This is a genomic window from Tsuneonella sp. HG094 (genome assembly GCF_053819285.1).
In genome coordinates this window covers 2,733,348-2,758,594 of the sequence record NZ_JBSORA010000001.1, presented here as the reverse complement: position 1 = coordinate 2,758,594, position 25,247 = coordinate 2,733,348, and the positions used below count along the sequence as shown (strand labels likewise).

Below are 25,247 nucleotides of genomic sequence, written 5' to 3'. Positions count from 1 at the left end.
CGGAGCCCGATCCCCATGAAATTCCTGTCGTTTCGCCTACCGCTGGTCGGCGCCCTTCTTTTGCCTGCGCTCGCCGCACCCGCCTTGGCCCAGACCGGCACCGATGAGGGCAAACCGGACTACAACGTCCTGATCGGAGCAGGCCCCCGCGTCGCGCCCACGTATCCGGGGTCCGGCGCACGCGAATGGAGCGCGTTCCCCTCTATCGAGGTCTGGGAGGCGGATACCGCCTTTCCGGTCGAGGCAGCCGACGAGGGCATCGGCCCGATCATTTTCGGCGAGCGACTGGGCACCGGTGCGGGCGTGACGCTTGCCATCGCCCCGACCCGTTCGCGCGACGACATTCCGGGACTGGGCAAGGTCGGCTTCGGCGTGGAGGCCGGCGCGTTAGCGCAGACGTTCCTGGGGCAGACCCTGCGGCTGCGGGGCGAGGTGTGGCAGGCGATCGGATCGCACAAGGGCCTGGTGGCCGACCTGATGGCCGACGCCGTTCTGCGCGGGCGGGACGATCGCTTCGTGATCGCAGCGGGTCCACGCGTGCGCTGGGGCGACGGACGATACCACCGCGGCCTGTTCGGCGTGGATCCGGCCGAGGCAGCCGCGAGCGGCCTTGCCGCCTATCGTCCGGGAAGCGGCATTCATGCCTATGGCGCGCAGGCCAACGCCCACGTGTTCCTCGGGCCCCGGATCGGCCTCAATCCTTATGCCCGCTACGACAGGCTGGTGGGCAATGCCGCCGATTCGCCGATCGTGCGCCAGGGATCGCGCAACCAATACGAGGCGGGAATGGCGCTCACCTACCGGTTCCGCATCCGGCGCTAGCGTCAGCGCCGGTCGCGGAAGAAGCCGCGCAGCAGTACCGCCGCCTCGCCCTCGCCGATGCCGCCGACGACTTCGGGCTTGTGGAGGCATTGGGGGTGATCGAACACGCGCGCGCCATGCGCCACTGCGCCGCCCTTAGGGTCGGGGGCGGCGTAGGTCACGCGGGCAAGGCGGGCGTGGGCGATCGCGCCGGCGCACATCGCGCACGGCTCCAGCGTCACGAACAGCTCGCACCCCGTCAGCCGCTCGTCGCCCAGCGCCAGCGCGGCCGCGCGAATCGCCGCGATCTCGGCATGGGCGGTGGGATCGTGGGTGGCGCGGGGGGCATTGCGGCCTTCGCCGATCACCGCGCCATCCTTGACGACGACCGCGCCGATCGGCACTTCGCCCGCCTCGGCCGCCTCGCGCGCGAGCGCGAGAGCACGTTTCATCGGGTCGGGCAGGGGCCAGCGAGTCATGTCGCTCTCCTAGCAGTGGGTTGACGATTCGCGAGCCTCTCGCTAAGCGCGCGCCTTTCCCGGCACTGCCGTAACTGCTTACCGAAGAGATTTGTCATGTCCCGCATCTGCGAACTCACCGGCAAGGGCCGTCAGGTCGGCCACAACGTGAGCCACGCCAACAACAAGACCAAGAGGGTCTTCCTGCCCAACCTGCAGAACGTGACGCTGATGAGCGAGAAGCTCGACCGCAGCTTCAAGTTCCGCGTCTCGACCCAGGGCCTGCGCTCGGTCGAACACAACGGCGGGCTCGACGCGTGGCTGATGAAGACCAGCGACGAAAAGCTGTCGGCCACCGCGCTCAAGGTGAAGCGCGAGCTGAAGAAGGCGGCCGCCGCCGCCTGATTGCCCTAAAGGGCTGATCGACAAGGGCGCGCCGGACTTCGGTCCGCGCGCCCTTTTCGCGTTTCCGGTCGGATCTTACTGGGGCGGCAGGAACAACAGCGGGTCGAGCCGCGCGCCCTGCCATTCGAGCGACCAGTGAAGGTGCGGGCCGGTCGCGCGCCCGGTCGCGCCGACAGTGCCGAGCAGCTGGCCCTGCCGCACCCGGTCGCCCTCCTTCACCGCCAGGCCCTGCGAGTGGAGGAACGCGCTGTTGAGCCCGCCGCCGTGGTCGATCATCAGCAGGTTGCCCTCCAGCGAAAACGGGCTGGTCGCCGCCAGCACCACGACTCCGTCAGCCGGCGCGACGTAGGTCGCCCCCGCACCCGGCGCGATATCGAGCCCGGAGTGGTAGGCCGCAGGCTCCCCGCGATAGATGCGCTGCGAACCGAACCGGCCCGAGATCCGCGCCCTGACCGGCCAGATCATCGCCTGCTTCCAGCCCTCGACCGACGAATCGGTGGCGCGGGCCGCCGCGATCCGCGCGAGTTCGGGGCGGCGGCGGGCCATGAATGCCTCGGTCGCCCCGCCCGGCGTGCGGGCGACGTCGATGCGCTCGATCTGCCACGCGCGCGGCGAGACCGAGAGCGGGCTGCGCACCTCGCGCCCGTCAGCCAGCGTGGCGACAAGCATGGCATTGGCCGGGGCATCGCGATCGAACGCGGCGAGGAAGCGGCCCTGCGCATCGAGCAGCAGCGGCTGCGCGTCAAGCCGAGCGCTCAGCGTCCCGCCGGGGGCCTGCCCGCGAATCCAGCCGCCCTGCGTAAGCTGGCCATCGACGGCGAACGTCGTGAGGGCACTGCGAGAGCCGGCCTGCGTCGGGGCTGGTGCGGGAGGTGGTGTGCGAACCGGCTGGACGACCGAGACGCTCGTGGGATCGGTATCGCTGCCGCCCGCGGTGCAGGCGGCTAGGATCAACGAAACGGCTGCGACCGCGAAACGCTTCACTCTTACTTCCCTTGGCCGAGGAGCCTCCGCGTGGCGAGATCGGCGCTGGCGTAGGGTTCCTGCCGATCGACACTCCAGTAGCGCAGCGCTTCGAGCGGGATGGCCTCTCCGCTCACCGCGCACACGACGTGGTTGCCTGGACGCATCACGCGAAAACCGTTGGGGCCGTAAATGAGCTGCGCGGCCTGGTCGCCAGATTTCATCAGCATGGCAGGGACCCTAGCACCGCTCGCTCAACCGAACAAATCGTCCTGCCGCGGCGGAGCGGCGGGCGAAGGGGAGGGGCGCGTCCGACGGACGGGAGCGGGCGCGGCGCCGAGGGGCGCGACCTCCAGCGGCCCATCGCGGAAATGCAGCGTCAGCGCGGTTTCCGTCTTCGCGCTGGCCGCGTCGACCAGCGTCTGCCCGCTGGAACCGGTCACCCGGACATAGCCCTTGCCGAGCAGGGTATCGGGATTGAGCGAGGTCATCAGCCGCGCGGTCGCCGCCAGCCTGTCCTGCGCGCGTTCTATCCGGTGGCGCAGCAACGCGGGCGACAGCCGCGCACGGTCGTGCTGCAAGGCCTCGCGCGCCGCACCTGCCCGGTCGCGCAGGCCCTGGCGCAAACGGCCCGACAGGTCGTCGAGCTTCTGCGCCTGCGGAGCAAGCAGCGCTTCGATTCTCGGCAGGCGCTTGACCCGCGCCTCCAGCCGCTCGCGACCGAGTTCCACGGGGCGCAAGGCGCAGCGTTGCTTGCGCAGGGCGAAATCGGCGAGCGTCGCGGCGAGCTCGCGGCGCACCGGCACCGCCATCTCGGCCGCCGCGGTGGGCGTCGGCGCGCGGCGATCGGCGGCGAAGTCGGCAAGCGTCGTGTCGGTCTCGTGCCCCACCGCGCTGATCGTCGGGATGGTCGAGGACGCGATGGCGCGGACGACGACTTCCTCGTTGAAGCTCCACAGGTCCTCGATCGAGCCGCCCCCGCGCGCGACGATCACCAGGTCGGGGCGCAAGGGGTGTCCGGGCGGCAGGGCGGAAAACCCGCGCACCGCGCCCGCGACCTGCTCCGCCGCGCCATTGCCCTGCACCAGCACCGGCCAAACCACCACGCGGCTCGGGAAACGATCGGCAAGGCGGTGGAGGATATCCCGGATCACTGCCCCCGTGGGCGACGTCACGACACCGATGGTGGCGGGGATGAACGGCAGCGCCCGCTTGCGCGCGGGATCGAACAGACCCTCCGCCGCGAGCCGCTGGCGCGTCTTTTCCAGCAGCGCGAGCAGCGCGCCTTCGCCCGCCAGTTCCAGGCTGTCGATCACGATCTGGTACTTCGAACGGCCCGGATAAGTCGTCAGCTTGCCGCTGGCCACGACCTCCAGACCGTCCTCGGGCACGAATGCCAGCCGCTCCGCCGATCCGCGCCACATCACGCCGTCGATCACCGCCTTGTCGTCCTTGAGCGCGCAGTAGAAGTGGCCCGATGCCGCGCGCTTCACGCCCGACAGTTCGCCGCGCAGGCGCACGAAACCGAAGCGGTCCTCGACCGTGCGTTTCAATTGTCCGGCAAGTTCGCTGACCGTCAGCGGCTCGGCGTTGTCCCCGGGCCGTCCCTTCGCTACCAGCCCGGCTCCATCTTCGGGGTAATCGGGAACGGGCATGAACATCCTTTTGCTGGGCAGCGGTGGGCGCGAGCATGCGCTGGCGTGGAAGCTCGCGCAATCCCGCCTGCTTACCGAAACCGGACATAGGCTCTACGCCGCCCCCGGCAACCCGGGGATCGCCGAGCACGCCGAACTGGTCGCGCTCGATGCGACGGATCATGCGGCGGTGGCGGCGTTCTGCGAGGACCATCGCATCGGCCTCGTCGTGATCGGGCCCGAGGCGCCGCTCGTCGACGGACTCGCCGACAGTCTGCGCGAAGAAGGCTTCCGCGTGTTCGGTCCTTCGGCCGCCGCTGCGCAGCTCGAAGGCAGCAAGGGCTTCACCAAGGACCTGTGCGAGCGCGCAGGGATTCCCACGGCAGGCTATGTGCGCACCGCCTCGCTCGGCGACGCGGTCGGCGCGCTCGGCAGGTTCACCCCGCCCTACGTGCTCAAGGCCGACGGCCTTGCCGCAGGCAAGGGGGTGGTCATCGCCGAAACCCGCGAGGAGGCCGAAGGTGCGCTCGCCGAGATGTTCGGCGGCCAGTTCGGCGCAGCGGGCGCGGAAGTGGTGATCGAGGAATTCATGGAGGGCGAGGAAGTGAGCTTCTTCGCGCTCACCGACGGGGCGACCGTGCTCGCCTTCGGCAGCGCGCAGGACCACAAGCGCGTCGGCGAGCGCGACACCGGCCCCAACACCGGCGGGATGGGCGCCTACTCGCCTGCCCGGTGCCTCACCCCGCTGCTGCGCGGCGAAGTGATCGAGCGGATCATCGCCCCCACCGTCCGCGCGCTCGCCGACGAGGGCACGCCCTATTCGGGCGTCCTGTTCGCCGGGCTCATGCTGACGAGCGAAGGGCCCAAGCTCATCGAATACAACTGCCGGTTCGGCGATCCCGAATGCCAGGTGCTGATGATGCGGCTGGAGGACGACCTCGGCGAACTGCTGCTCGCGTGCGCCGACAACCGCCTCGCCCGGGTCCCTCCGGTCAAGATGAAGCGCGATGTGGCTCTGACCGTCGTCATGGCGGCCGAGGGCTATCCTGGCACCCCCGCGAAAGGCGATGCGATCGACCTCGGCGAAGCGGAAGCGAACGGCGCGAAGGTTTTCCACGCCGGAACCGCACTCGCGGATGGCGGCCTTGTCGCGAGCGGCGGGCGCGTGCTCAACGTCACCGCGACCGGCGCGACCGTGCGCGAGGCGCAGGGCACTGCCTATGCCGCGCTCGATGCGATCGACGCGCCCAGCCTGTTCTGCCGCCGCGACATCGGTTGGCGCGAGGTCGCGCGCGAGATGGACGCCGAAGCGGACGGCTGATAGTCTCCCAAAGAAAACGGGCCGCGGCACCTTTTGAGGGGAAGGAACCGCAATGCCATATCGCCACGCGCACTATTTCGTGGGCTTCGTCCTGCTGGTCATCCTGGCGGGTTTCTGGGCGAGCTATTTCGCCCCCATCCGCACCGCGCTGCCGCTGGCGTTCCACGTCCACGCCATGACCGCGATCGCGTGGCTGCTGCTGCTGATCGTCCAGCACGTTTCCATCCAGCGACGGATGAACGCCTACCACAAGACGATGGGCTGGGCGAGCTTCGGACTGTTCCCGCTGCTGATCGTCGGGCTGACGATGATCATCAACCATTCTGCCGCCCGTCTCGCAGCCAACGAGGGCGAGTTCATCGCGTTCGCCGGACCCTCGTTCGCGATTGGCATGGTCATCGCCATCGCCGCATACCTGACGCTGTTCTATCTCGCGCTGAAGAACCGGCGGACCGTGAAACTCCACGCGGGCTACATGCTCGCGACACCGCTGATCCTGTTCGAATCGCCGTTCAGCCGGGTGATCGACGCCTACCTGCCGTGGCTCAACGTCATCGGCAGCGAGGGGCCGCAGGCGCTGTTCGACACGATCGTCGTCGGCGACACGATCGCCACGGTGTTCGCGCTGGCGCTCTACGCCCGTGACCGCAAGCACGGCGCCCCATGGTTGATCGCTTCGGCGTTCATGATGCTGCAGGCGGTCGTAATGTGGGTCACTCCGGGCAACGCGGCGATCGGAGAGGTCTTCAAGGCCTACGCCGCGATCCCCGATACGATCACCCTGTCGCTCGCGGCCGCGGTTGGCGGAGCGGCCTGCTGGTTCGGTTGGCACGCCGCCCCCCAACGCAAGCGGCGCCGCCGGCGTTCGAAGGGCGGAGACGCCGCACCCGCCTGAGACGCGGTTGACGGTGCGCGGCGGGGGGCGCATCGGCGAGCGCGATGGACGCACCGCAGAGTCCCCCGCCACGCACCGGACTATTGGCCAGCGGCCGCGCGCTCGCCCCGTTCGCGCATCCGGCGTTCCGGGCGATCTGGACCGCGAACCTGCTGTCGAACATGGGCTCGATGATCCAGGGCGTCGCCGCGGCCTGGCTGATGACCGAACTGACGAGCAGCCACCTGCTGATCGCGCTGGTGCAGGCGTCGACGACGATGCCGATCCTGCTGTTCGGCGTGTTCGCCGGGGCGATCGCCGACAATTACGACCGGCGGATCGTCATGCTCGTCGCGCAGGTCGGGATGCTTGTCACATCGGGCGTACTGGCGGTGATCACGTGGGAAGGAGTGATCGAACCGTGGAGCCTGCTGGCGCTGACGCTGCTCGTCGGCACCGGGACCGCGCTCAACGGACCCGCCTGGCAGGCCTCCGTCCGCGCACAGGTGGGCCGGGCGGACCTGCCGCAGGCGATCAGCCTCAATTCGATCGCCTTCAACCTGGCGCGCAGCGTCGGCCCGGCGCTCGGGGGGCTACTGATCTCGCTGTGGAACGTGGGCCTTGCGTTTGCGGTCAACGCGGTGAGCTACGTGATCCTGATCGCGGTGCTGCTGCGCTGGCGGCCCAGCTTCGCTCCTCCGGTCCGGGCGCCGATGCTCGAGTCGATCGCGCGCGGGCTGCGATTCTGTGCGTCTTCCATCCCGGTGCGGCGGGTGTTGTTGCGCGGCGCGACTATCGGGCTCGGGTTTGCCGGATACCAGGCGCTGCTGCCCGCGATCGTGCGCGAGCGCCTCGACGGCAGCGAAATCGACTACGGCCTGCTGCTCGGCGTGTTCGGCGTCTGCTCGATACTGGCCGCGTTCACGACCCCGCCGCTGCGCCGCCGTTACGGGACCGAAGTCGTCATGGGCATCGGGACGCTGGTTTTCGCGCTGGGTATCGTCCTGATCGCGCTGGCCGGGTCGGTGCCCGCTGCCATGCCTGCCGCGGCCTGCGCCGGGTTCGCGTGGGTCACCGCGTTCACCACGCTCAACGTCGCGATGCAGGTGCGTTCGCCTGAGGAGATCCTCGGCCGCTGCCTGTCGATCTACCAAGCGGTGACCTTCGGCGCGATGGCATTGGGCGCTTGGGTGTGGGGCGCGATGTCCGACTGGCTAGGACTTGGCGCTGCGCTGACCTCGGCCGCCGTCTGGCTCGTCGCCATGCTCGTCGTCATGCGCCTGTCTGCGCCGATGCCCGCGCGCGGCGAAGGGGTGCAGTAGCGCCCGCGCTGCTCGGCCCGGTCAGACGAGCTTTTCGGCCATCAGCGCCTCAAGGTCCGCCTCGGGCCGCGCGCCGTAGTGGCTGATGATCTCGGCCGCACAGATCGCCCCGCGCTTGAGGCAGGTCTCGAGCGGTTCGCCCTTCACGTGCCCGAACAGGAAACCCGCGGCGAACAGGTCCCCCGCACCGGTCGTATCGACCACGCTGGTCGCCACCGATGGCACCGTCGCGCGCGCGCCGTCCTTCAGTGCGGTCGCACCGTCCGCGCCGCACGTGACCACCAGTGTCGGCACCTTGTCCTTCAGCGCGGCAATCCCCGCCTCGAAGTCGCTTTCGCCGGTCAGCGCCGCGAGTTCGGTGTGATTGGCGAACAGCACGTCGATCAGGCCTTCCGCGATCAGCGCGCGGAAGTCGTCGCCGTGGCGTTCGATCACGAACACCTCGGACAGCGTGAACGCGACCTGGCGTCCGGCAGCCCGGGCCGCCTCGATCGCCCGGCGCATCGCGGCGCGCGGTTCCTCGGGATCCCACAGGTAGCCTTCGAGATAGAGCACGCGCGCGGCGGCGATCTCGGTCTCGTCGAGCGCGGCGGCGGGGAGGAACTGGCTCGCGCCGAGGAAGGTGTTCATCGTCCGCTGGCCATCGGGCGACACGAAGATCAGGCACTGCGCGGTCGGCGGCTCGCTGTCGGGGCGAACCGGGGTGGCAAAGGCGATGCCGCCTGCACGGATGTCATGTGCGAAGACGCGGCCGAACTGGTCGTCGGCAACCTGGCCGATGAAGGCGCAGTCCGCCCCGAGCGCGGCGAGACCCGCGAGCGTGTTCGCCGCAGAGCCGCCCGAGATTTCCTTCGCCGGCCCCATCGCGTCGTAGAGGCGGCGTGCGCCGTCGGCATCGACCAGGGTCATCCCGCCCTTGTTGAGCGCCAGCCGCTCGATCGTGGCATCGTCGGCGGGGGCCATGATGTCGACGATGGCGTTGCCGATGGCGATGACGTCGTAACGGGGTTCGGGCACTCGGGAATCCTCGGATCTGGGAAAAGCCCGGCGCGCCTAGCGGGTTGCGCCCGATTGGCCAAGCGTGGAGAAGGCCGTCCTCAAGCAGCGAAGCGATAGGACGAAAAAGAATGATCGTCCTCAAGTAGCGAAGCGATAGGACGCAAGGAATGATCGGAGTGCCTTCCGCTTTCGCCCGCGCCGTGGGCCAGCTCGGCGATCGCCGCGTGCTGGCGGTGCTCGTCAAGAGCATGGGGGTGACGCTGGCGATCTTCGCCGCGCTGGCGGTTGCGTTGTGGCGCGGAGCGGCGCTCGCCATCGAGCGCTATGCAGCGGGCTGGGGCGAAGTCGGCGGGCTGATCGCGCTGGTGCTGGGCATCATCGCGGGCTGGCTCGCCTTTCGTATCCTCGCGCTGGCGGTGCTGCAGTTCTTCGCCGACCAGGTGGTCCACGCGGTCGAAGCGCGGCACTATCCCGCCGAAGCCGCCGCCGCGCGCGACCTGCCGTTCGCGGAAGACGCCCGGAATGCGCTGGGCGGGCTCATGCGGGCGGTGATCGTCAATCTGGTCGCGCTGCCCGTCGCGCTGCTGCTGCTGGTCACCGGGATCGGCACCGCGCTGCTGTTCTGGGCGGTCAACGCCTGGCTGCTCGGGCGCGAGCTGCAGGACATGGTCTGGCTGCGCCACCGGGCGCCTCGTTCGTCATCTGGCCGGCAGGACGCGCCGCCGCTCGGCGCCTTGACACGGCTCGCGCTGGGCGGGATCGTGGCCGCCGTGCTGCTGGTGCCTCTGCTCAACCTCCTCGCCCCGGTGCTCGGCGCGGCGGCGGCGACGCACCTCGTCCATTCGCGTAAAGGTCGCCCGTGAAATACTTGCCCCTGCTGTTCCCGCTCGCGCTCGCCGCCTGTGGTCCCTCGACCGGGACCAAAGTCGCCTCAACCCCCGCGCCCGTGACGACCGCGCGCACGCAGGCGGTCCCTGCGACGCGCCCCGCCCCTCCGCCGAGCGGCGGCTTTCGCGCGGCCAAGGTGATGAACCTGCCCGGACTCGAAGGCGTGATCGGGTCCGACACCGCGGGCCTGCAACGCCAGTTCGGCCCCCCGCGGCTCGACGTGTGGGAAGGCGACGCGCGCAAGCTGCAGTTCTCGGGCGAGGCCTGCGTGCTCGACGTCTACCTCTACCCGCCCGCGCCCGGCGGCCAGCCGACCGCGACCTGGGTCGACGCCCGCCGCGCAAGCGACGGCCTCGACGTCGACCGCGCGAGCTGCGTCAGGGCGCTGAAAAAGTAGGGCACGAATTTCCCCCCGAGCAGCCCCTTTTGGCGGAATTCAAACCATGAAGGACTCGCCGCAGCCGCACGCGCCCTTGGCGTTGGGGTTCGTAAAGACGAACCCGGCGGTGAAATCGTCCTCGACCCAGTCCATCGTGCTGCCGACGAGGTAGAGCACGCTCGGCCCGTCGATGTAGAACGTGCCGCCGGGGGTTTCGATCTTCTCGTCGAACCGGGTCTCTTCGCTGACGTAGTCGACCGAGTAGGCGAGGCCCGAGCAGCCGCGGCGCGGAGTCGATAGCTTGACGCCGATCGCGCCGTCGGGCGCCTCGGCCATCAGGTCGGCCACCCGCGCCTCGGCGGCGGGGGTAAGGATCACGGCGGCGGGACGGGTGCGGAGCTTGGTGTCGGTCATAACATTCCCAGTTCGAGTCGCGCCTCGTCGGTCATCTTGTCCGGTCCCCACGGCGGGTCCCACACGAGGTTCACTTCGGCATCGCGGACGCCGGGCACACTGCCGACGCGGAGCTCGACTTCGCCCGGCATCGATTCGGCGACCGGGCAGTGCGGGGTGGTCAGCGTCATGGTGACCTTGGCATCGCCGTCCTCGGTCACCTCGACCCCGTAGATCAGGCCGAGGTCGTAGATGTTGACCGGGATTTCCGGGTCGAAGATGTCCTTCAGCGCCTCGACGATCGCTTCGTAGAGATCGCCGCCGACTTCGCCCGCGTGAGCGACTTCGGGCTTCTGCGCGAGGAATCCCTCAAGGTAATCGCGCTTGCGCTCGAGCTTTTCGGTAGGGGTCTCGACCGCGTCTTCGACGCTCGCGCGCGGCGGCTTCGCGACGCTCCCGACCTCTTCGGTCTCGAACCGGGTTTGCTCATTCATGCGAAGATCCTGAGTCACGAGAAAATTCTTCTGGCACGCTCGATCCCGCGGATCAGCGCGTCGATATCGGTGTGGTCGCTGTAGAGGCCGAAGCTCGCCCGCGCGGTGGCGGGCACGCCGAGGTGCTCCATCAGCGGCTGCGCACAGTGGTGGCCGGCGCGGATCGCGACGGTCTCCTCGTCCAATATGGTGCCGAGGTCGTGCGGATGCACCCCCTCGATCGCGAAACTGACGATGCCCGCGCTGTCCTCGGGCCCGAACAGCGTCACATCGTTCATTGGGCGAAGTGCATCGCGCAGTTGCCGCACGAGATCGCCCTCGTGCGCCTCGATCGCGTCGAGCCCCACACCCGCGACATAGTCGCAGGCGGCGGCAAACCCGATCGCTTCGACGATCGCGGGGGTGCCCGCCTCGAACCGCTGCGGCGGCGGGGCGTAGGTCGTGCGTTCGAACGTCACGCGGTCGATCATCGAACCGCCGCCCTGCCACGGCGACATTGCAGCGAGCAGCTCCGCCCGCCCCCACAGCGCGCCGATCCCGGTCGGGCCGTAGAGCTTGTGCGCAGAGAAGGCGTAGAAATCGCAGTCGAGCGCGGCGACATCGACGCCCAGACGCGGCACCGCCTGACACCCGTCGACCAGCAGCTTCGCACCGACCGCATGGGCAAGGTCCGCCGCGCGGCGCACGTCGAGCGTGGAGCCGAGCACGTTCGACACGTGCGCGAGGGCGACCATCGTGTGCTCGGGCGTGAGCATCGCCTCGGCCGCGTCGAGGTCGATCCGGCCGTCGCTCGTCAGCGGACAGACGTCCACCTGCCACCCGGCGAGCTGCCACGGCACGATGTTCGAATGATGCTCGAGCGTGCTCAGCAACACGCGGCCCTTGTCGGGATACGAGTAGGCGACGAGGTTGATCGCCTCGGTCGCGCCGCGGGTGAAGACCAGCTCCTCCTCGCGCCCTCCGACGAAGGCAGCGACCCGCCGCCGTGCCGCCTCGTAGCCGAGCGTCATCTGCGCCGAGCGCGAATAGACCCCGCGGTGCACTGTCGCATAGTCGGCACCGATCGCGCGGGTCACCGCGTCGATCACCGCCTGCGGCTTCTGCGCGGTGGCCGCCGTATCGAGGTAGTGCCACGGCTGCCCGCCCGGGCCGACGAGCCCCGGAAAATCGGCCTTGCGGCTGATGGCCTGCATCATGGTCACGCCGCGCCCTCCAGCACGCCCAACGCCGCTTCGAGCAGCGCGTCGGGCTCGCCATGCGCGGCGAAGGCATCGGCGACGAAGGCCCGGACCAGCAGCGCCTTGGCGGCCTCGGGGGGAAGTCCGCGCGCGGCCATGTAGAACGCCGCCGCCTCGTCCATCTGGCCGATCGCGGCGCCGTGCGCGCACTTCACGTCGTCGGCGAAGATTTCCAGTTCGGGCTTGGCGTTGGCGGAGGCTCCGCGCGACAGCAGCAGGCCCTTGAAGCTCTGGGCGGCGTCGGTCTTCTGCGCGTCCCGCGCGACGGCCAGCCGGCCGAGGAAGTTGCCCGTCGCGCTGCCCCAGTGGACCGCGCGAACGACCTGGTTGCTGGTGCCGCCGGGCTCTGCGTGGTGCACGCGGGTGACGATCTCGCGCGTGGCGTCGCCGCCGCCGATGGTCACGCCGCCGAGTTCGAAATGCGCGCCTTCGTGCAACGTCACCTCGACCTCGAGGCGGGTGTATTCGGGTGCCGAGAGCACCGCGAACAGCTCCGCCCGCGCGCCCGCGGCTACGTCCAGCCGCACGCGGTGGAGGCCGGGGTACGCGGCATCGAGGATCAGGTCCTTGGCACGCGTCTCGCCGGGTGCGAGCACGGCCTCGTGCCACACGTCGAGCGCGGCCGGCTCCAGCGCCGCCAGCGCGTCGGGATCGGCGTAGCGCCAGTCCTCGTCACGCGTGGTGGGGAGCACGGCGAAGGTCACGCGCCGCCCCGCTTCAATGCCAGCGCCGCGATGCCCTGCCCGCGGTTCTGCTTCAGGCACGGGTCGAGCGTGGCGAGCTTCGCCTTCATCTTCACTTGCTTCTCTTCCGCGGTGCCCTTGCCGTCGGCGATCGCCTTCAGCGCGGGGTAGGCGGGCTTCACGCAGGTGAGCGTGGCGAAACAGCCGATCTTGTCGATCTCCTCGTCGCCCGAGGTCTTGACCGTCTTGCACGCGAGCTTGCCGTCGACCGCCGCCCAGGTGCCGCGCCACTGCTGCAGCTTGCCTGCGATCACCGGGACCTGCGCGGCGACTTTCGGATCGACCTTCGAGGTATCCACGTTCGCGGGCGGCGTGGCGGCACCGCTCGCTTGCGCGAGCACGAACAGCGCGGAGACCAGCCAGCTCATGCCGTCCCCACCTTTTCAGAGACCCCTTCGTAGCCTTCGCGCTCGAGCTCGAGCGCGAGTTCGGGGCCGCCCGACTTCACGATCCGGCCCTTGGCGAGGATGTGCACCCGGTCGGGCTTCACGTAGTCGAGCAGGCGCTGGTAGTGGGTGATCAGCAGCACGCCCTTGTCGGGCTTTCGCATGATCGCGTTGATGCCCTCGCCGACGATCTTCAGCGCATCGATGTCGAGCCCGCTGTCGGTTTCGTCGAGCACTGCGAATTGGGGATCGAGGATGCCCATCTGGACCATTTCGGCGCGCTTCTTTTCGCCGCCCGAGAAGCCGACGTTCACCGGCCGCTTGAGCATGTCCATGTCCATGCGGAGCAGCGCGGCCTTGTCCTTCGCGAGCTTGAGGAATTCGCCGCCTGACAGCGGCTCCTCGCCCCGCCCCTTGCGCTGCGCGTTGAGCGCCTCGCGCAGGAACTGGACGTTGGAAACGCCGGGAATCTCGACCGGATACTGGAAGCCGAGGAACAGCCCCGCCGCCGCGCGCTCGTGCGGTTCGAGGGCGAGGAGGTCCTCGCCGCCGAGCGTGACCGAACCCCCGGTCACCTCGTAACCCGGCCGCCCGCCGAGCGTGTAGGCCAGCGTCGACTTGCCCGCGCCGTTGGGGCCCATGATCGCATGGACCTCGCCCGCGCCGACCTCGAGGCTGAGGCCGCGCAGGATCTCCGCCTCGCCGACAGTGGCGTGCAGGTTACGAATCGAGAGCATTGGCATCTTTTCCGGTGAACTGGGCGATCGACTGCGCGATCTCGGCATCGAGCTTGCGAACGGCAGCCGCCTTGGCGTCACCCGACAGGCCCGCCGTGCGCTGGTCGCGGACGCGGGCGATCTGCGCGCCGCAGAACGCGCGCACCTCGGTGACCTTGGTACGCAAATCGCCGTCGAGCGCGGAGGTTGAGCCCGCGAGCAGGCACCCGCGCAGGCGTCCTTCGGCGGCGGCGGCGCCGAAGTCTTCGGCGGCCGCAGGCGCGGCGAGCGCTGTAACCGCCAGCGCGGCAACGAACGGGACTCGAATCATTCGGGCTTCCTTTCGGCGGGCCGCCTGCCTGGCCGCGACCAGTCCTGGTTGGGGTTCTGCGCGGCGTGTTCGCGGGCGCGGGTCTTCTTGTCGGCGATGCGCATCCGCATCCCGGCGGTGATGCGGGCGAGGACGGCGTCCATGTTGTCGAGCACGTCGGCCGCCGCGATCCGCATCACCTTGATGCCGACCGCGTTCAGGCTCTTGTCGCGGCGCTTCGAGATCGCCGGATCGGCTCCTTCCTCGTCGAGCATGATCGCCATGCCGAGCGTGGGGCTGCCGAAATCGACGATCGCGCTGCCGATCACCGCGTGGCGGGTGAACTTGTACCGGCCGAGATCGGCCTTGGCGAACCGCTCGGCGAGCGCCTTGTGCGCAGGGGTCGAATGCCGCCGCATCTCGCGCGCCATGTCGTGCAGCGCATCGAGCCGCTTGTCGGAAATCTCCCACCCGCGCCCCTTCTTCTTGATCGCGGGCGCGGCATCGGCGGTCTCGTCGGGCGAGCGGAGCTGGAGGGTCTTGCGGGTGGTCATCCGACCGCGTCCCATTCATCGCTTCCATCAACGTGAATAATGAAAAGGGTGTCGCAAATCACATCTGGCCAGGCCACTCGGACTACATTCCCTTCTTCGAACCGGAGTTGACCGGCTCTGGGAGCATCGCTGAGATCAAAACCCTTAACATATTTGCCAACTAGAGCGGTGAGCCCCGTCGGAGCAGCCTGGTCGCGGAAGTCTGACCCTCCATCCTCAAGCAAAATATCGGCAGACGAGCTCAGCGTGAAGCTCTCGTCGCCCTTCGTCAGGCCGAGCTGAAAGTGGGCTAAACCAAAGCAGACCCGGTCAACGTGGGCTCCAATGATTTTGTCAGCGAGGTTCACCCCACGCTCCCCTCGAGCGAGATCGCCAGCAGCTTCTGTGCCTCGACAGCGAACTCCATCGGCAGCTGTTTCATCACGTCTTTCGCAAAACCGTTGACGATCAACGCCACCGCCTCTTCCTGCCCAAGCCCGCGCTGCATGGCGTAGAACAGCTGGTCGTCGCTGATCTTGCTGGTGGTCGCCTCGTGCTCGATCTGCGCGGTGGGGTTCTTGACCTCGATGTAGGGCACGGTGTGTGCGCCGCAGGTCGAGCCCAGCAGCAGCGAATCGCACTGGGTGAAGTTGCGCACGTTCTCGGCATTGGCGCCGACGCGGACGAGGCCGCGGTAGGTGTTGTTGCTCTTGCCCGCCGAGATGCCCTTGGAGATGATCGTCGAGCGGCTGCCACTGCCGTTGTGGATCATCTTCGTGCCGGTGTCGGCCTGCTGGAAGTTGTTGGTCACCGCAACCGAGTAGAACTCGCCGACGCTGTCCCTGCCATTAAGCACGCAGCTCGGGTACTTCCACGTGACCGCCGAGCCGGTCTCGACCTGGGTCCAGCTAATCTTGCTGCGCGCGCCCTGGCACAGGCCGCGCTTGGTGACGAAGTTGTAGATCCCGCCGACGCCCTCGGCGTTGCCGGGGTACCAGTTCTGTACGGTCGAATACTTGATCTCGGCGTCGTCCATCGCGACCAGCTCGACCACCGCGGCGTGGAGCTGGTTCTCGTCGCGCATCGGCGCGGTGCAGCCTTCCAGGTACGAAACGTAGCTGCCCTTTTCGGCGATGATCAGCGTGCGTTCGAACTGGCCGGTGTTTTCGGCATTGATGCGGAAATAGGTGCTGAGCTCCATCGGGCAGCGCACGCCCTCGGGGATGTAGACGAACGTCCCGTCCGAGAAGACCGCGCTGTTGAGCGTGGCGAAGTAGTTGTCGTGCTGCGGCACCACCTTGCCTAGCCACTTTCGCACCTGGTCGGGGTATTCGCGGATCGCTTCGCTGATCGAGCGGAAGATCACGCCCGCCCGCTCGAGCTCGGCGCGGAAGCTGGTCGCCACGCTGACGCTGTCGAACACCGCGTCGACCGCCACCTTGCGCACGCCCGCGAGCACTTCCTGCTCCCCGATCGGGATGCCGAGCTTGTCGTAGACCGCCTTGATCTCGGGATCGAGCTCGTCGAGCGATTCGAGTTCGGGCTTCTTCTTCGGCGCGGCGTAGTAGAACGCGTCCTGGTAATCGATCGCCGGATAGCCGAGCTTCGCCCAGTCGGGCTCCTTCATCGTCTGCCACAGGCGGAACGCCTTCAGCCGCCAGTCGAGCATCCATTCGGGCTCGTCCTTCTTGGCGCTGATGAAACGGACGGTGTCTTCGCTGAGGCCCTTGGGCGCGAATTCGGTCTCGATCTCGGCAGACCACCCGTGTTCGTAGTCCGCCGCGCGGGCGGCCGCTTCGCGGGCGGCGATATCGGTCATGGTTGCATCGTCGGTCATGCCTGCACCTGCGCCAGACGGTTCAATGAGACGCTCGACAGCGCGCCATGCAGCGCTTCATTGACGAGTGGCCAGTGCGGGCGGACGGTGCACGAACTCTCCGCCGCGCATTCGCCGTGCGAGCACGCAGCGAGCGCAATCGGCCCCTCGACCGCCTCGACGATGTCGGCGAGCGTGATCGCCGCCGCCGGGCGCGCGAGCTGCAGGCCGCCGTGCGCGCCCCGCACCGAGCGCAGGAGGCCAGCGGCGGTCAGCTTGCTGACGAGCTTGGCGACGGTTGGCGCGGGAAGGCCGGTCTCGGCCGCCAGCTCGCCCGCACTCGTCCGCCCCCCGCCGCAGTGGCGGGCCGCGGCGCTCATCGTGACGACGGCGTAATCGGCTAGGTTCGAGAGGCGCATTGCAATCGGGTCAATTCGGAATGATTCGGTCCGAATTGCACCTAGGCGTCGTCGCCCTTGCTTTCAAGCGGCGGGAGAGGGGCGACCTGCGGGTGGATCTCGCGGAAATTGCGCACATCGAGCAACGTGCGCAGGATCGAATCGTCCTCCGCCAGCAGTCGCGCGGGCGTGCGGCCGGTGAACTCGCGGATTTCGCGGATCATGTGCGACTGGTCGTAGAAGACCTCGGTCAGCTCGGCGACACGGTCCTCGCTCACGTCTGTCTGCGAGAGCAGTGCCACGACGCGAGTGGCGCGGTAGATGCGCATGAGGTGCGTCGGCCCCGACCCGAGGTAGCGCGCGACGAGGCGCTGGACTTGGCGCGGCGAATATTCGCTGGCGTCGTAGAGCTCCTGTGTGGGCGGATTGAACCCGCCGCCAAGCCAGCCCGCCACCTGGCGCAGCAGTTGGACGTGCCCCTGCGGCACGCGGCGGATACGCGGTCGCAGAAAGGCCGAAACGATGTCGGCGAGCGCCTGTCCGTCCATCTCCGGATCGGCTTCGTACGCCGCGCGGACGGCGTCGCCGATGGCAGTTGCATCATGCCCGAAAACACCTGCAGCATCGTGCAGGCGGTCGGCCGACTTGTCGGCGGCTAGGCCAGTGAGTGCCGCCCAGCCGAGACCCGACAACGCCGCACCGAAGGCATGGAACGGCCCGTTCACCTCGAACGGCGCGGCGACGGTGGTCGGCCCCTGGACCGTCACCGGAAACGAAGGATCGGATCGGCCGTGCGGATAGTACATCACGCCGTGCCCGCGCAGATAGATCTGGAACTGGCCGACCGCCGCAGGCTGCATGTCGCGAATATCGATCTCGTCGCAGCGGAAGAGGAAATAGGTCGTGACGTACGGCTGCAAGTCCGCTGGCGGCGCGATGTAGTCGAGCCGCATCAGAGCCTGTTCGGTCAGCGCGTCGTCGATCGCGCCCCGTTCGGCATGCCAGTCTGCGGTCAGCGCGCGATGCATCGCTTCCGGAAATCCCCCGATTCCTGCCGATGCGACCCGGGGCAGCGGTTACGATCCCGGCTGCTCTCCAGCAACCGGACAATGCGCCAATCGCGAATTATTTCCTTGTGATAGAAAAAAGGCGGTCCCAGCCGGAGCCAGGACCGCCGTAAAGTGGAGGAACTCGTTGCCAAGAAAGCTTCGAGCCCTTCGGGTCGCAGGGGTCAGATACGGCGATTCGTGATTCGCGGATTGTATGAAAGCGACGCAAAACGGCTAATCGGGGCACCTTTTGTTGTATGTTTTCGACGTTTTGCGCATTTTGGGTCCATTCTCGACAGAGTCGCGCCTCCACGCCATAGGCGATCGGAATGCTCTATCGCCTGGCCACTCCCGCCCTCTTCGCGCTCGATCCCGAACGCGCGCATCGGATGACGATCGCCGGCCTGAAGCTTCTGCCCACGCTGACCCCGCCCGCACCGGGTCCGCTGGCGACGACGGTCGCGGGGATCGCGTTCGCCAACCCGGTCGGCCTCGCCGCGGGGTTCGACAAGGACGGCGAAGTTCCCGACAAGATGCTCGGCCTCGGGTTCGGTTCGGTCGAGATCGGCTCGCTCACGCCGCGCCCGCAGGCGGGCAATCCCAAGCCGCGCCTGTTCCGGCTTGCCGAAGACAGCGCGGTGATCAACCGCATGGGATTCAACAACGGCGGCGCCTCCGCGGCGATCGGCCGACTGGAAAAGCGCGACCGCAAGGGCGTGCTCGGCATCAACGTCGGTGCGAACAAGGATTCGCCCGACCGGATCAACGACTACCTCAAGGGCATCGCCACGTTTCGGCCCGCCGCCGACTACCTGACGGTCAACATCAGCTCGCCCAATACGCCGGGCCTGCGCGACCTGCAGGCGCGCGGCGAGCTGGAAGCATTGCTCGAGGCGATCCGCGACCAGCGAATGGCCGGCGACCCCCCGGTCTTCCTCAAGGTCGCGCCCGACCTTGCCGAGGGCGATCACGAGCGGATCGTGCGCGTGGCGCTCGACTGCGGGATCGCCGCGCTGATCGTCGCCAACACGACCGTGTCGCGCCCGCCACTGCGCTCGTCGCACGCGGACGAGACCGGCGGCCTGTCGGGCGTGCCGCTCGCACCGCTGGCGCTCGACCAGATCCGCCGCTTCCGCGCAATCGCGGGCACTGATCTGCCGCTGATCGGCGTGGGCGGCATTCGCGGAGCGGAAGATGCCTGGCAGCGCATCCGCGCAGGGGCCAGCCTCGTCCAGCTCTACAGCGCGCTCGTCTACGAAGGCCCGGGCCTGGCGAAGCGGATCGTGCGCGGTCTGGAGACCAAGATGAAACGCGACGGCTTCACGTCGATTGCGGAGGCGGTCGGGAGCGAGTAGCACCGCGCGCAATGCTGCGCCGCTTCATCGTTTCGCTCGCCGCGCTCCCGCTTCTCGCGGGCTGCGCCACCCTCCCCACCGAAACCTCGCCCGCGACCGCGGTGCAGGGCAACGTCAGCGCCGCCGACCCGCGCGCCGAGGAGGCGGGCCTCGCCATGCTGCGGCAGGGCGGCAACGCGGTCGACGCCGCGATCGCGACGATGATCGCGCTGACTGTCGTGGAACCGCAGAGCTCGGGCATCGGCGGCGGCGGGTTCATGGTCCGCGGCGCGGCCGACGGCAGCGTCGAGAGCTTCGACGGCCGCGAAAAGGCGCCGGCGGGCGCGGGCAACGACTGGTTCCTCAACGCCGACGGCTCGCTTCCCCCGTTCGACGCCTCGATCAAGAGCGGTCTCAGCGTGGGCGTCCCCGGCAATCTCGCGCTCGCGGCAAAGGCGCACGCCGAGCACGGCAAGCTGCCGTGGGCGAGGCTGTTCGATCCGGCGATTGCGCTCGCCCGTGACGGCTTCAGGATGAACCCGCGCCTCGTCGGTTCGCTCACCCAGACGACAGACCGCGCCGCCTGGACGCCCAGCGGCCGCGCGCTGTTCTTCGGCGCCGACGGCAAGCCGCTCCCTGCGGGAACTCTGGTGAAGAACGAAGCGCTCGCGCAGACGCTCGAAGCGGTCGCCAAGGGCGGCACCAAGGCATTCTACACCGGCCCGCGCGCCGAGGCGATCGCCGCCACGGTGGCCGCCGAGACCCCGCGACCGCGTCCGATGACGGCGGGCGACCTTGCCGCCTACGAATCGAAGGAGCGCCCGCCGGTCTGCGGCACATACCGCGGCTACAAACTGTGCGGCATGGGCCCGCCGAGTTCGGGCGGGATCGCGGTGCTGCAGATCCTCAAGATGCTCGAGCGGTTCGACCTGAAATCGCTGGGCGCCGACAATCCGGTGACCTGGCACCTTTTCCTCGAAGCACAGCGGCTCGCCTACGCCGACCGCGAGCTTTACGCCGCCGACAGCGACTTCATCGCAGTGCCGGTCGCGGGCCTGGTCGATCCCGCCTATCTCGCACAGCGCAGCCAGCTCATCGACCCGGCGAAGTCGATCGCCAGCCCCAAGGCGGGTGTGCCCGCAAGCGCGCAGATGGCGCTGGCCGACGGCGACGAGCCGGAGGAGCATGGCACCTCGCACTTCTCCGCAGTCGACAAGAGCGGCACGATGGTCAGCTACACCTCGACGATCGAAAGCGCGTTCGGGTCGGGCCTGATGAGCGGCGGGTTCTTCCTCAACAACGAGCTAACCGATTTCAGCCGCTCGCCGTCGGTGGACGGCAAACTCGTCGCCAACCGGGTCGAGGGCGGGAAGCGGCCGCGCAGCTCGATGGCGCCGATGGTGATCTACGACCCGTCGGGCAAACCGATCATCGCGGTGGGCGCGGCGGGCGGGGCGACGATCCCGGTTTCGACCACCCGCGCGATCATCGGCATGATCGACTTCGGGCTCGACGCGGACGCCGCGCTCGGGCTGCCGTTCACCATGGCCTATGTAGACACGATCCTGGTGGAAAAGGGCACCTGGCTCGAAGCGGCGAGCGACCGCCTGCGCGCGCTCGGCCATGCGCAGATCCGCTCCGGCGAGGCGCCGATCAAGGTCAACGCGCTGCTCCGCACGACCACGGGCTGGCAATCGGCGCGCGAGCCGCGGATGGAAACGCTGCTCGACGCCCCGTGACACCGCTTGTCGCTACGGCCGCGGGAGCCTAAGCCCGAGACCGACCGTTAAAGGCGGCAGCACCCCGGGTGTTCGGGAAGCAGGAGAGTGGGGCCTTGCAGCTCAGCGATATCGATTCCGCCAACAATCTCGTCGAACTGTTCTTGAAGCGCGCGGACGCCAAAGCCGACCGCCCGTTCCTCGGCACGAAGATCGGCGGCACCTGGCAGACGCGGACGTGGCGCGAAGTGGCCGACACGGTCTGCATCCTGGCCGAGAACCTGCGCGCACTGGGGCTGCAGGACGGCGACCGCGTGGCGCTGGTGTCCGAGAACCGGCCCGAATGGTGCATCGCCGACCTCGCGATCATGGCCGCCGGCTGCGTCACCGTGCCGGCCTACGTCACCAATACCGAACGCGACCACCAGCACATCCTCGACAATTCCGGCGCGCGCGCGGTGATCGTGTCCAACGACAAGCTGGCGAAGCCGCTGATCCCGGCGATGATGCGCACCGGGATTGCCGAGCACGTGATCGCGATCGATTCGATCCGCCAGTACCAGGGCGGCCAGATCGCCTGCCATCAGTGGTCCGCGATGACCGAGGGCGATGCGCAGGCCGCGCGCGCCGCGGTCGAAGCGCGGATCGGCAAGATCGGGCGCGGCGATACCGCGTGCATCATCTACACCAGCGGCACCGGCGGCGCGCCGCGCGGAGTGCTGCAGCACCACGGCATGATCCTGTGCAATGTGGCTGGGGCCGCGGACGTCCTGAACGAGGATTTCGGCATCGCCGACGACGAGCGGTTCCTCTCGTTCCTCCCGCTGAGCCATGCCTACGAGCACACGGGCGGCCAGTACCTGCCGATCGCGGTCGGGGCGGAAATCTTCTATTCGGAAGGGCTCGAAAAGCTCGCCAGCAATATCGAGGAGACGCGCCCGACGATCATGGTCGTGGTGCCGCGCCTGTTCGAAGTGCTGCGCGCACGGATCATGAAGCTGATCGAGAAGCAGGGGAAGGTCCCCAACTACCTGATGACCCGCGCGCTGCAGATCGCCGCGCATCCCAAGCTGCGCCTGCGCGACCGGCCCGCCGACCTCATCATCGAAAAGCTGCTGCGGCCCAAGATCCGCGCGCGCTTCGGCGGGCGGATGAAGGCGATGGTTTCGGGCGGCGCGCCGCTCAACCCGGAGGTCGGCACCTTCTTCGAGGCGATGGGCCTCACCATGCTGCAGGGTTACGGCCAGACCGAGGCGGGTCCGGTGATCTCGTGCAACCGCCCCAAGGCGGGGATCAAGATGGACACCGTCGGGCCGCCCTTGCGCGGGGTCGAGGTCAGGATCGCCGAGGACGGCGAGATCCTCGTGCGCGGCGAGTTGGTCATGCACGGCTACTGGCAGAACAAGGCGGAGACCGACAAGGCGCTGCAGGACGGTTGGCTGCACACCGGCGACATCGGGCACCTCGATGCGAAAGGCCGGATCGTCATTACCGACCGCAAGAAGGACATGATCGTCAACGACAAGGGCGACAACGTCGCGCCGCAGAAGATCGAGGGGATGCTGACCCTGCAGCCCGAGATCGCGCAGGCGATGGTCAGCGGCGACAAGCGCCCCTACCTCGTCGGGCTGATCGTGCCCGATGCCGAATGGATGGTCGAGTGGGCCAAGGCCAACGGCGAGAAGTTCGATTGCAAGGCGCTGCAGGACCTGCCCGCTTTCCGCAGCGCGGTGCGCGCCGCGGTTGACCGGACCAACCAGGACCTCTCGGTGATCGAGAAAGTGCGCCAGTTCGCCTTCGCGGACGAGCCCTTCACCACCGATAACGAGGAAATGACCCCGAGCCTCAAGATCCGCCGCCACAAGATCCGCGAACGCTACGGCACGCGGATGGACGCGTTGTACAGGGGATGAGGGTCATCCTGCCGGGCCTCGCCCTGCTTGCCGGTTCGGCGATCGCAGGCGAGGATGCGACGCTGCCATCTGCGCTGGAGGCCGGCTGGGACGACAAGCCGGTGTGCGAACTGCTGCACCGGGCAACGCATACCCGCACGCTGCGCTGCACCTTCCCGCCCGGCGGAGGACACGTGCGGCACTTCCATCCGGCGCACTTCGGCTATGCGCTGAGCGGCGGGACGATGGAATTGACCGACGCGGGCGGGGTGCGGATCGCGAAGATCGCCACCGGCTCGCACTATCGAAGCGACGGCACCCCGTGGCACAGCGTCCGCAACGTCGGCGACACGACGGTCACCTATCTCATCGTCGAGGAACTTACGGCACCACCGTCGTGAACAGGTAGGTCGCGAAGATCACGAGGTGGATCACGCCCTGGACCACGGTGACCTTGCCGCGGCTCAGCGTCAGCGTGGCGACCAAGAGCGTCAGCGCGAGGAGCACCGTGGAGCGCATCGACAGGCCGAGCTCGAGCTCCAGCCCAAGCACCAGCGCGACGGTCGCGACCGCCGGGATGGTCAGCCCGATCGTCGCCAGCGCCGATCCGATCGCGAGGTTGAGGCTCGTCTGCACCCGGTTGGCCCGCGCGGCGCGCAGCGCGGCGAAACCTTCGGGAGCGAGGACCAGCGCGGCGATGATGATGCCGACCAGCGCGCGCGGTGCCCCGGCGGCGGCGACCTGGGCCTCGATCACGGGGGAGAGGTTCTTCGCCAGCAGCACAACGCCCACCAGCGCGACCAGCAGGGCGGCCGCCGCCGCCATCGCCTTGGCTCGCGGTACGGGCGGCTCATGCGCGTGGTCGTGGCCGTCGTCCTCGTCGGCATCGTGGAGGAAGTGCTCGCGGTGGCGGATCGTCTGCGCGACCACGAAGGTGCCGTAGATGATCAGCGATACCACCGCGACGAACACGAGCTGCTGGCCGTTGTAGAACGCCCCCGGCGCACTCGTAGTATAGTTCGGCAGCACCAGCGTGAGCACCGCGAGCGTCGCCAGCATGGCAAGGCCTGCGCTAACGCCCTGCTGGGTATAGCGCTGCTCATGATGCGCCTGCCCGCCCGCCAGCAAGCAGATGCCGACGATCCCGTTGATGGTGATCATGATCGCCGCGATCAGCGTGTCGCGCGCCAGGGCCTGCGCCGCGCTGCCTTCGGACAGCATGATCGACACGATCAGCGAGGTCTCGATCACCGTCACCGCCAGCGCGAGGGTCAGTGTGCCGAAGGGTTCGCCGAGATAATGCGCGAGGACTTCGGCGTGATAGACCGCCGCCATCACCGCGCCGCCCAGCAGCAGCGCCGCGATGGCGACGCCGACGCCGTTATCGGGCTTGCCGAATGCGAGCGCGCCGAGCGCGAGCAGCGGGAGGGCGACGAACCAGGCGCTGAGGCCGAACATATTGCGAAGCGTGGGTTGGGTGGCGGTGGTCACCCGGCGACCCTAGCCAGATTGCCGCGGCGGGGCCAACCCGCCAAGGCAAAAAGGGCTCAGGCGGCTTCGCGTTCGATGTATTCGGGATAGAAGCTCGGCGCGCGGTCCGACCAGCCGGGCGCGGTGGCGGCGGCTTCGGACAACGACTGGAGCAGCAGCTTGCGGCGGCTCGGCTTGATTTGCGGCAGCGCGGCGGCAGCGCAGAACGCGCTCGGCAGCCACGGCCGCGCTTCGGCCCCCAGCAGCCGCTCGTATAGGAAACGGAAGGCCGAGAAGCTCTCGATCCGGTCCTGCGCAAGGTCGAACGCGGCGACGCGGGTCAGCTTGCCGATGAAACCCTCGACGCACTCGAACCCGGTTTCCGCCGGGATCGCCGCGCGCAGCAGTTTCAGGTCCTGGTAAGCGACGTACTGGCTGCGGATCGCCGCGTTCTCGTCGACCGAGCGGGCCCACAGCTTGAAGGCATCCTGCCGCCCGAGCCCGATGTCGAGGCTGCGGCGGATATAGCGCTGCTCGGCGGGCGAGAAGCTGGCGAACTCGCGCATTTCTGAGATCGTCATCGACGCGGCATTCTTGACGGCCATGGCCGGTACCCCCTGATCCCTGCAGGATCGCGCACGATGGTTAATTTCGCGTTAGCCTTGGCGCACGAAGTCCCCTCGGCCGCCCGCGGACTATCCGGATCGCGCAAC

30 protein-coding genes are annotated in these 25,247 nt (G+C 68.5%); 11 read left to right on the top strand and 19 right to left on the bottom strand.

What is annotated here, in order from left to right; genetic code table 11:
- Positions 1-15 precede the first annotated feature (15 nt).
- Positions 16-822 carry a MipA/OmpV family protein gene (locus tag ACWPMX_RS13735; protein WP_455700555.1) on the top strand — a complete coding sequence of 269 codons (807 nt, stop codon included), beginning with the start codon at positions 16-18 and terminating at the stop codon, positions 820-822.
- A 2-nt stretch (positions 823-824) separates the two neighbouring features.
- Here the strand turns inward: ACWPMX_RS13735 and ACWPMX_RS13730 are convergent, their stop codons facing one another.
- Positions 825-1,280, bottom strand: a complete 456-nt coding sequence (locus ACWPMX_RS13730; protein WP_455700554.1) for a nucleoside deaminase — start codon at positions 1,278-1,280, stop codon at positions 825-827.
- A 96-nt stretch (positions 1,281-1,376) separates the two neighbouring features.
- Between ACWPMX_RS13730 and rpmB the strand changes: the two genes are divergently transcribed.
- Complete coding sequence (gene rpmB, locus ACWPMX_RS13725; RefSeq protein WP_455700553.1) at positions 1,377-1,664, top strand: 50S ribosomal protein L28; 288 nt, start codon at positions 1,377-1,379, stop codon at positions 1,662-1,664.
- Positions 1,665-1,739: 75 nt separating this feature from the next.
- On the opposite strand, the gene ACWPMX_RS13720 is transcribed toward rpmB, so the two are convergent.
- The 3 genes from ACWPMX_RS13720 to xseA are packed head-to-tail and all read right to left on the bottom strand — an operon-like array spanning position 1,740 to position 4,282.
- Positions 1,740-2,648: a M23 family metallopeptidase gene (locus ACWPMX_RS13720; RefSeq protein ID WP_455700552.1), complete on the bottom strand. Its 909-nt coding sequence runs from the start codon at positions 2,646-2,648 to the stop codon at positions 1,740-1,742.
- A 2-nt stretch (positions 2,649-2,650) separates the two neighbouring features.
- On the bottom strand, positions 2,651-2,857 hold the full coding sequence (locus ACWPMX_RS13715) for a DUF2093 domain-containing protein (protein ID WP_455700551.1): 207 nt from the start codon (positions 2,855-2,857) through the stop codon (positions 2,651-2,653).
- Positions 2,858-2,881: 24 nt separating this feature from the next.
- On the bottom strand, positions 2,882-4,282 hold the full coding sequence (gene xseA / locus ACWPMX_RS13710; protein WP_455700550.1) for an exodeoxyribonuclease VII large subunit: 1,401 nt from the start codon (positions 4,280-4,282) through the stop codon (positions 2,882-2,884).
- On the opposite strand from xseA, the gene purD reads away from it, so the two are divergent.
- Genes purD through ACWPMX_RS13695 form a run of 3 tightly spaced genes read left to right on the top strand, consistent with a single transcriptional unit; the run spans position 4,281 to position 7,778 of the window.
- Positions 4,281-5,582 (top strand): phosphoribosylamine--glycine ligase, encoded by a 1,302-nt coding sequence (purD, locus tag ACWPMX_RS13705; protein WP_455700549.1) that lies wholly within the window; start codon positions 4,281-4,283, stop codon positions 5,580-5,582. The genes xseA and purD overlap by 2 nt on opposite strands.
- A 52-nt stretch (positions 5,583-5,634) precedes the next feature.
- Positions 5,635-6,477, top strand: coding sequence for a hypothetical protein (locus ACWPMX_RS13700; RefSeq protein WP_455700548.1), 843 nt, complete (start codon positions 5,635-5,637; stop codon positions 6,475-6,477).
- A 44-nt stretch (positions 6,478-6,521) separates the two neighbouring features.
- Positions 6,522-7,778: an MFS transporter gene (locus tag ACWPMX_RS13695; RefSeq protein WP_455700547.1), complete on the top strand. Its 1,257-nt coding sequence runs from the start codon at positions 6,522-6,524 to the stop codon at positions 7,776-7,778.
- Between the two features lie 21 nt (positions 7,779-7,799).
- Here ACWPMX_RS13695 and ACWPMX_RS13690 read toward each other — a convergent pair whose 3' ends face one another.
- Positions 7,800-8,795: an adenosine kinase gene (locus tag ACWPMX_RS13690; RefSeq protein ID WP_455700546.1), complete on the bottom strand. Its 996-nt coding sequence runs from the start codon at positions 8,793-8,795 to the stop codon at positions 7,800-7,802.
- A 149-nt stretch (positions 8,796-8,944) separates the two neighbouring features.
- Between ACWPMX_RS13690 and ACWPMX_RS13685 the strand changes: the two genes are divergently transcribed.
- Both ACWPMX_RS13685 and ACWPMX_RS13680 read left to right on the top strand, forming a co-directional pair.
- Complete coding sequence (locus ACWPMX_RS13685) at positions 8,945-9,640, top strand: EI24 domain-containing protein (RefSeq protein WP_455700545.1); 696 nt, start codon at positions 8,945-8,947, stop codon at positions 9,638-9,640.
- Entirely contained in the window at positions 9,637-10,062 is a 426-nt protein-coding gene (locus ACWPMX_RS13680; RefSeq protein WP_455700544.1) for a hypothetical protein, read from the top strand. The genes ACWPMX_RS13685 and ACWPMX_RS13680 overlap by 4 nt, the downstream gene beginning before the upstream one ends.
- 39 nt (positions 10,063-10,101) lie before the next feature.
- On the opposite strand, the gene ACWPMX_RS13675 is transcribed toward ACWPMX_RS13680, so the two are convergent.
- The 12 genes from ACWPMX_RS13675 to ACWPMX_RS13620 are packed head-to-tail and all read right to left on the bottom strand — an operon-like array spanning position 10,102 to position 18,099.
- Positions 10,102-10,458, bottom strand: coding sequence for a HesB/IscA family protein (locus ACWPMX_RS13675; RefSeq protein WP_455700543.1), 357 nt, complete (start codon positions 10,456-10,458; stop codon positions 10,102-10,104).
- Positions 10,455-10,931, bottom strand: coding sequence for an SUF system Fe-S cluster assembly protein (locus tag ACWPMX_RS13670; protein ID WP_455700542.1), 477 nt, complete (start codon positions 10,929-10,931; stop codon positions 10,455-10,457). Before ACWPMX_RS13670 ends, ACWPMX_RS13675 begins: the two co-directional genes overlap by 4 nt.
- A gap of 14 nt (positions 10,932-10,945) precedes the next feature.
- Positions 10,946-12,127, bottom strand: a complete 1,182-nt coding sequence (locus ACWPMX_RS13665; protein WP_455700798.1) for an aminotransferase class V-fold PLP-dependent enzyme — start codon at positions 12,125-12,127, stop codon at positions 10,946-10,948.
- A 2-nt stretch (positions 12,128-12,129) separates the two neighbouring features.
- A complete protein-coding gene (locus ACWPMX_RS13660; RefSeq protein WP_455700541.1) occupies positions 12,130-12,873 on the bottom strand; it encodes a SufD family Fe-S cluster assembly protein in 744 nt (247 codons plus the stop codon).
- Positions 12,870-13,280: a hypothetical protein gene (locus tag ACWPMX_RS13655; protein WP_455700540.1), complete on the bottom strand. Its 411-nt coding sequence runs from the start codon at positions 13,278-13,280 to the stop codon at positions 12,870-12,872. The genes ACWPMX_RS13660 and ACWPMX_RS13655 overlap by 4 nt, the downstream gene beginning before the upstream one ends.
- Complete coding sequence (sufC, locus tag ACWPMX_RS13650) at positions 13,277-14,035, bottom strand: Fe-S cluster assembly ATPase SufC (RefSeq protein ID WP_455700539.1); 759 nt, start codon at positions 14,033-14,035, stop codon at positions 13,277-13,279. The genes ACWPMX_RS13655 and sufC overlap by 4 nt, the downstream gene beginning before the upstream one ends.
- Positions 14,019-14,345, bottom strand: coding sequence for a hypothetical protein (locus ACWPMX_RS13645; RefSeq protein ID WP_455700538.1), 327 nt, complete (start codon positions 14,343-14,345; stop codon positions 14,019-14,021). The genes sufC and ACWPMX_RS13645 overlap by 17 nt, the downstream gene beginning before the upstream one ends.
- On the bottom strand, positions 14,342-14,878 hold the full coding sequence (locus ACWPMX_RS13640; protein WP_455700537.1) for an endonuclease domain-containing protein: 537 nt from the start codon (positions 14,876-14,878) through the stop codon (positions 14,342-14,344). The genes ACWPMX_RS13645 and ACWPMX_RS13640 overlap by 4 nt, the downstream gene beginning before the upstream one ends.
- Positions 14,875-15,225, bottom strand: a complete 351-nt coding sequence (locus tag ACWPMX_RS13635; RefSeq protein ID WP_455700536.1) for a hypothetical protein — start codon at positions 15,223-15,225, stop codon at positions 14,875-14,877. The genes ACWPMX_RS13640 and ACWPMX_RS13635 overlap by 4 nt, the downstream gene beginning before the upstream one ends.
- A complete protein-coding gene (sufB, locus tag ACWPMX_RS13630; protein WP_455700535.1) occupies positions 15,222-16,694 on the bottom strand; it encodes a Fe-S cluster assembly protein SufB in 1,473 nt (490 codons plus the stop codon). Before sufB ends, ACWPMX_RS13635 begins: the two co-directional genes overlap by 4 nt.
- Complete coding sequence (locus ACWPMX_RS13625; protein ID WP_455700534.1) at positions 16,691-17,092, bottom strand: SUF system Fe-S cluster assembly regulator; 402 nt, start codon at positions 17,090-17,092, stop codon at positions 16,691-16,693. The genes sufB and ACWPMX_RS13625 overlap by 4 nt, the downstream gene beginning before the upstream one ends.
- A gap of 41 nt (positions 17,093-17,133) precedes the next feature.
- On the bottom strand, positions 17,134-18,099 hold the full coding sequence (locus tag ACWPMX_RS13620; protein WP_455700533.1) for a helix-turn-helix domain-containing protein: 966 nt from the start codon (positions 18,097-18,099) through the stop codon (positions 17,134-17,136).
- Between the two features lie 350 nt (positions 18,100-18,449).
- On the opposite strand from ACWPMX_RS13620, the gene ACWPMX_RS13615 reads away from it, so the two are divergent.
- The 4 genes from ACWPMX_RS13615 to ACWPMX_RS13600 all read left to right on the top strand — a co-directional run bounded on the left by ACWPMX_RS13615 (position 18,450) and on the right by ACWPMX_RS13600 (position 23,465).
- Entirely contained in the window at positions 18,450-19,475 is a 1,026-nt protein-coding gene (locus ACWPMX_RS13615) for a quinone-dependent dihydroorotate dehydrogenase (protein ID WP_455700532.1), read from the top strand.
- 11 nt (positions 19,476-19,486) lie between these two features.
- Positions 19,487-21,193: a gamma-glutamyltransferase gene (gene ggt, locus ACWPMX_RS13610; RefSeq protein WP_455700531.1), complete on the top strand. Its 1,707-nt coding sequence runs from the start codon at positions 19,487-19,489 to the stop codon at positions 21,191-21,193.
- A 95-nt stretch (positions 21,194-21,288) separates the two neighbouring features.
- On the top strand, positions 21,289-23,085 hold the full coding sequence (locus ACWPMX_RS13605; RefSeq protein WP_455700530.1) for an AMP-dependent synthetase/ligase: 1,797 nt from the start codon (positions 21,289-21,291) through the stop codon (positions 23,083-23,085).
- Positions 23,082-23,465, top strand: coding sequence for a cupin domain-containing protein (locus tag ACWPMX_RS13600; protein ID WP_455700529.1), 384 nt, complete (start codon positions 23,082-23,084; stop codon positions 23,463-23,465). The genes ACWPMX_RS13605 and ACWPMX_RS13600 overlap by 4 nt, the downstream gene beginning before the upstream one ends.
- On the opposite strand, the gene ACWPMX_RS13595 is transcribed toward ACWPMX_RS13600, so the two are convergent.
- Together ACWPMX_RS13595 and ACWPMX_RS13590 are read right to left on the bottom strand one after the other, a co-directional pair.
- Positions 23,446-24,555 (bottom strand): calcium:proton antiporter, encoded by a 1,110-nt coding sequence (locus tag ACWPMX_RS13595; RefSeq protein ID WP_455700528.1) that lies wholly within the window; start codon positions 24,553-24,555, stop codon positions 23,446-23,448. The genes ACWPMX_RS13600 and ACWPMX_RS13595 overlap by 20 nt on opposite strands.
- Before the next feature lie 56 nt (positions 24,556-24,611).
- Positions 24,612-25,139: a hypothetical protein gene (locus ACWPMX_RS13590; protein WP_455700527.1), complete on the bottom strand. Its 528-nt coding sequence runs from the start codon at positions 25,137-25,139 to the stop codon at positions 24,612-24,614.
- Positions 25,140-25,247 lie beyond the last annotated feature (108 nt).

Coding starts and splice junctions, on each gene's coding strand:
- ACWPMX_RS13735 (WP_455700555.1), top strand. CDS start 16: ATGAAATTCCTGTCGTTTCGCCTACCGCTGGTCGGCGCCCTTCTTTTG.
- ACWPMX_RS13730 (WP_455700554.1), bottom strand. CDS start 1,280: ATGACTCGCTGGCCCCTGCCCGACCCGATGAAACGTGCTCTCGCGCTC.
- rpmB (WP_455700553.1), top strand. CDS start 1,377: ATGTCCCGCATCTGCGAACTCACCGGCAAGGGCCGTCAGGTCGGCCAC.
- ACWPMX_RS13715 (WP_455700551.1), bottom strand. CDS start 2,857: ATGCTGATGAAATCTGGCGACCAGGCCGCGCAGCTCATTTACGGCCCC.
- purD (WP_455700549.1), top strand. CDS start 4,281: ATGAACATCCTTTTGCTGGGCAGCGGTGGGCGCGAGCATGCGCTGGCG.
- xseA (WP_455700550.1), bottom strand. CDS start 4,282: ATGCCCGTTCCCGATTACCCCGAAGATGGAGCCGGGCTGGTAGCGAAG.
- ACWPMX_RS13700 (WP_455700548.1), top strand. CDS start 5,635: ATGCCATATCGCCACGCGCACTATTTCGTGGGCTTCGTCCTGCTGGTC.
- ACWPMX_RS13695 (WP_455700547.1), top strand. CDS start 6,522: ATGGACGCACCGCAGAGTCCCCCGCCACGCACCGGACTATTGGCCAGC.
- ACWPMX_RS13685 (WP_455700545.1), top strand. CDS start 8,945: ATGATCGGAGTGCCTTCCGCTTTCGCCCGCGCCGTGGGCCAGCTCGGC.
- ACWPMX_RS13675 (WP_455700543.1), bottom strand. CDS start 10,458: ATGACCGACACCAAGCTCCGCACCCGTCCCGCCGCCGTGATCCTTACC.
- ACWPMX_RS13670 (WP_455700542.1), bottom strand. CDS start 10,931: ATGAATGAGCAAACCCGGTTCGAGACCGAAGAGGTCGGGAGCGTCGCG.
- ACWPMX_RS13665 (WP_455700798.1), bottom strand. CDS start 12,127: ATGATGCAGGCCATCAGCCGCAAGGCCGATTTTCCGGGGCTCGTCGGC.
- ACWPMX_RS13655 (WP_455700540.1), bottom strand. CDS start 13,280: ATGAGCTGGCTGGTCTCCGCGCTGTTCGTGCTCGCGCAAGCGAGCGGT.
- sufC (WP_455700539.1), bottom strand. CDS start 14,035: ATGCTCTCGATTCGTAACCTGCACGCCACTGTCGGCGAGGCGGAGATC.
- ACWPMX_RS13645 (WP_455700538.1), bottom strand. CDS start 14,345: ATGATTCGAGTCCCGTTCGTTGCCGCGCTGGCGGTTACAGCGCTCGCC.
- ACWPMX_RS13640 (WP_455700537.1), bottom strand. CDS start 14,878: ATGACCACCCGCAAGACCCTCCAGCTCCGCTCGCCCGACGAGACCGCC.
- sufB (WP_455700535.1), bottom strand. CDS start 16,694: ATGACCGACGATGCAACCATGACCGATATCGCCGCCCGCGAAGCGGCC.
- ACWPMX_RS13625 (WP_455700534.1), bottom strand. CDS start 17,092: ATGCGCCTCTCGAACCTAGCCGATTACGCCGTCGTCACGATGAGCGCC.
- ACWPMX_RS13620 (WP_455700533.1), bottom strand. CDS start 18,099: ATGCATCGCGCGCTGACCGCAGACTGGCATGCCGAACGGGGCGCGATC.
- ACWPMX_RS13615 (WP_455700532.1), top strand. CDS start 18,450: ATGCTCTATCGCCTGGCCACTCCCGCCCTCTTCGCGCTCGATCCCGAA.
- ggt (WP_455700531.1), top strand. CDS start 19,487: ATGCTGCGCCGCTTCATCGTTTCGCTCGCCGCGCTCCCGCTTCTCGCG.
- ACWPMX_RS13600 (WP_455700529.1), top strand. CDS start 23,082: ATGAGGGTCATCCTGCCGGGCCTCGCCCTGCTTGCCGGTTCGGCGATC.
- ACWPMX_RS13590 (WP_455700527.1), bottom strand. CDS start 25,139: ATGGCCGTCAAGAATGCCGCGTCGATGACGATCTCAGAAATGCGCGAG.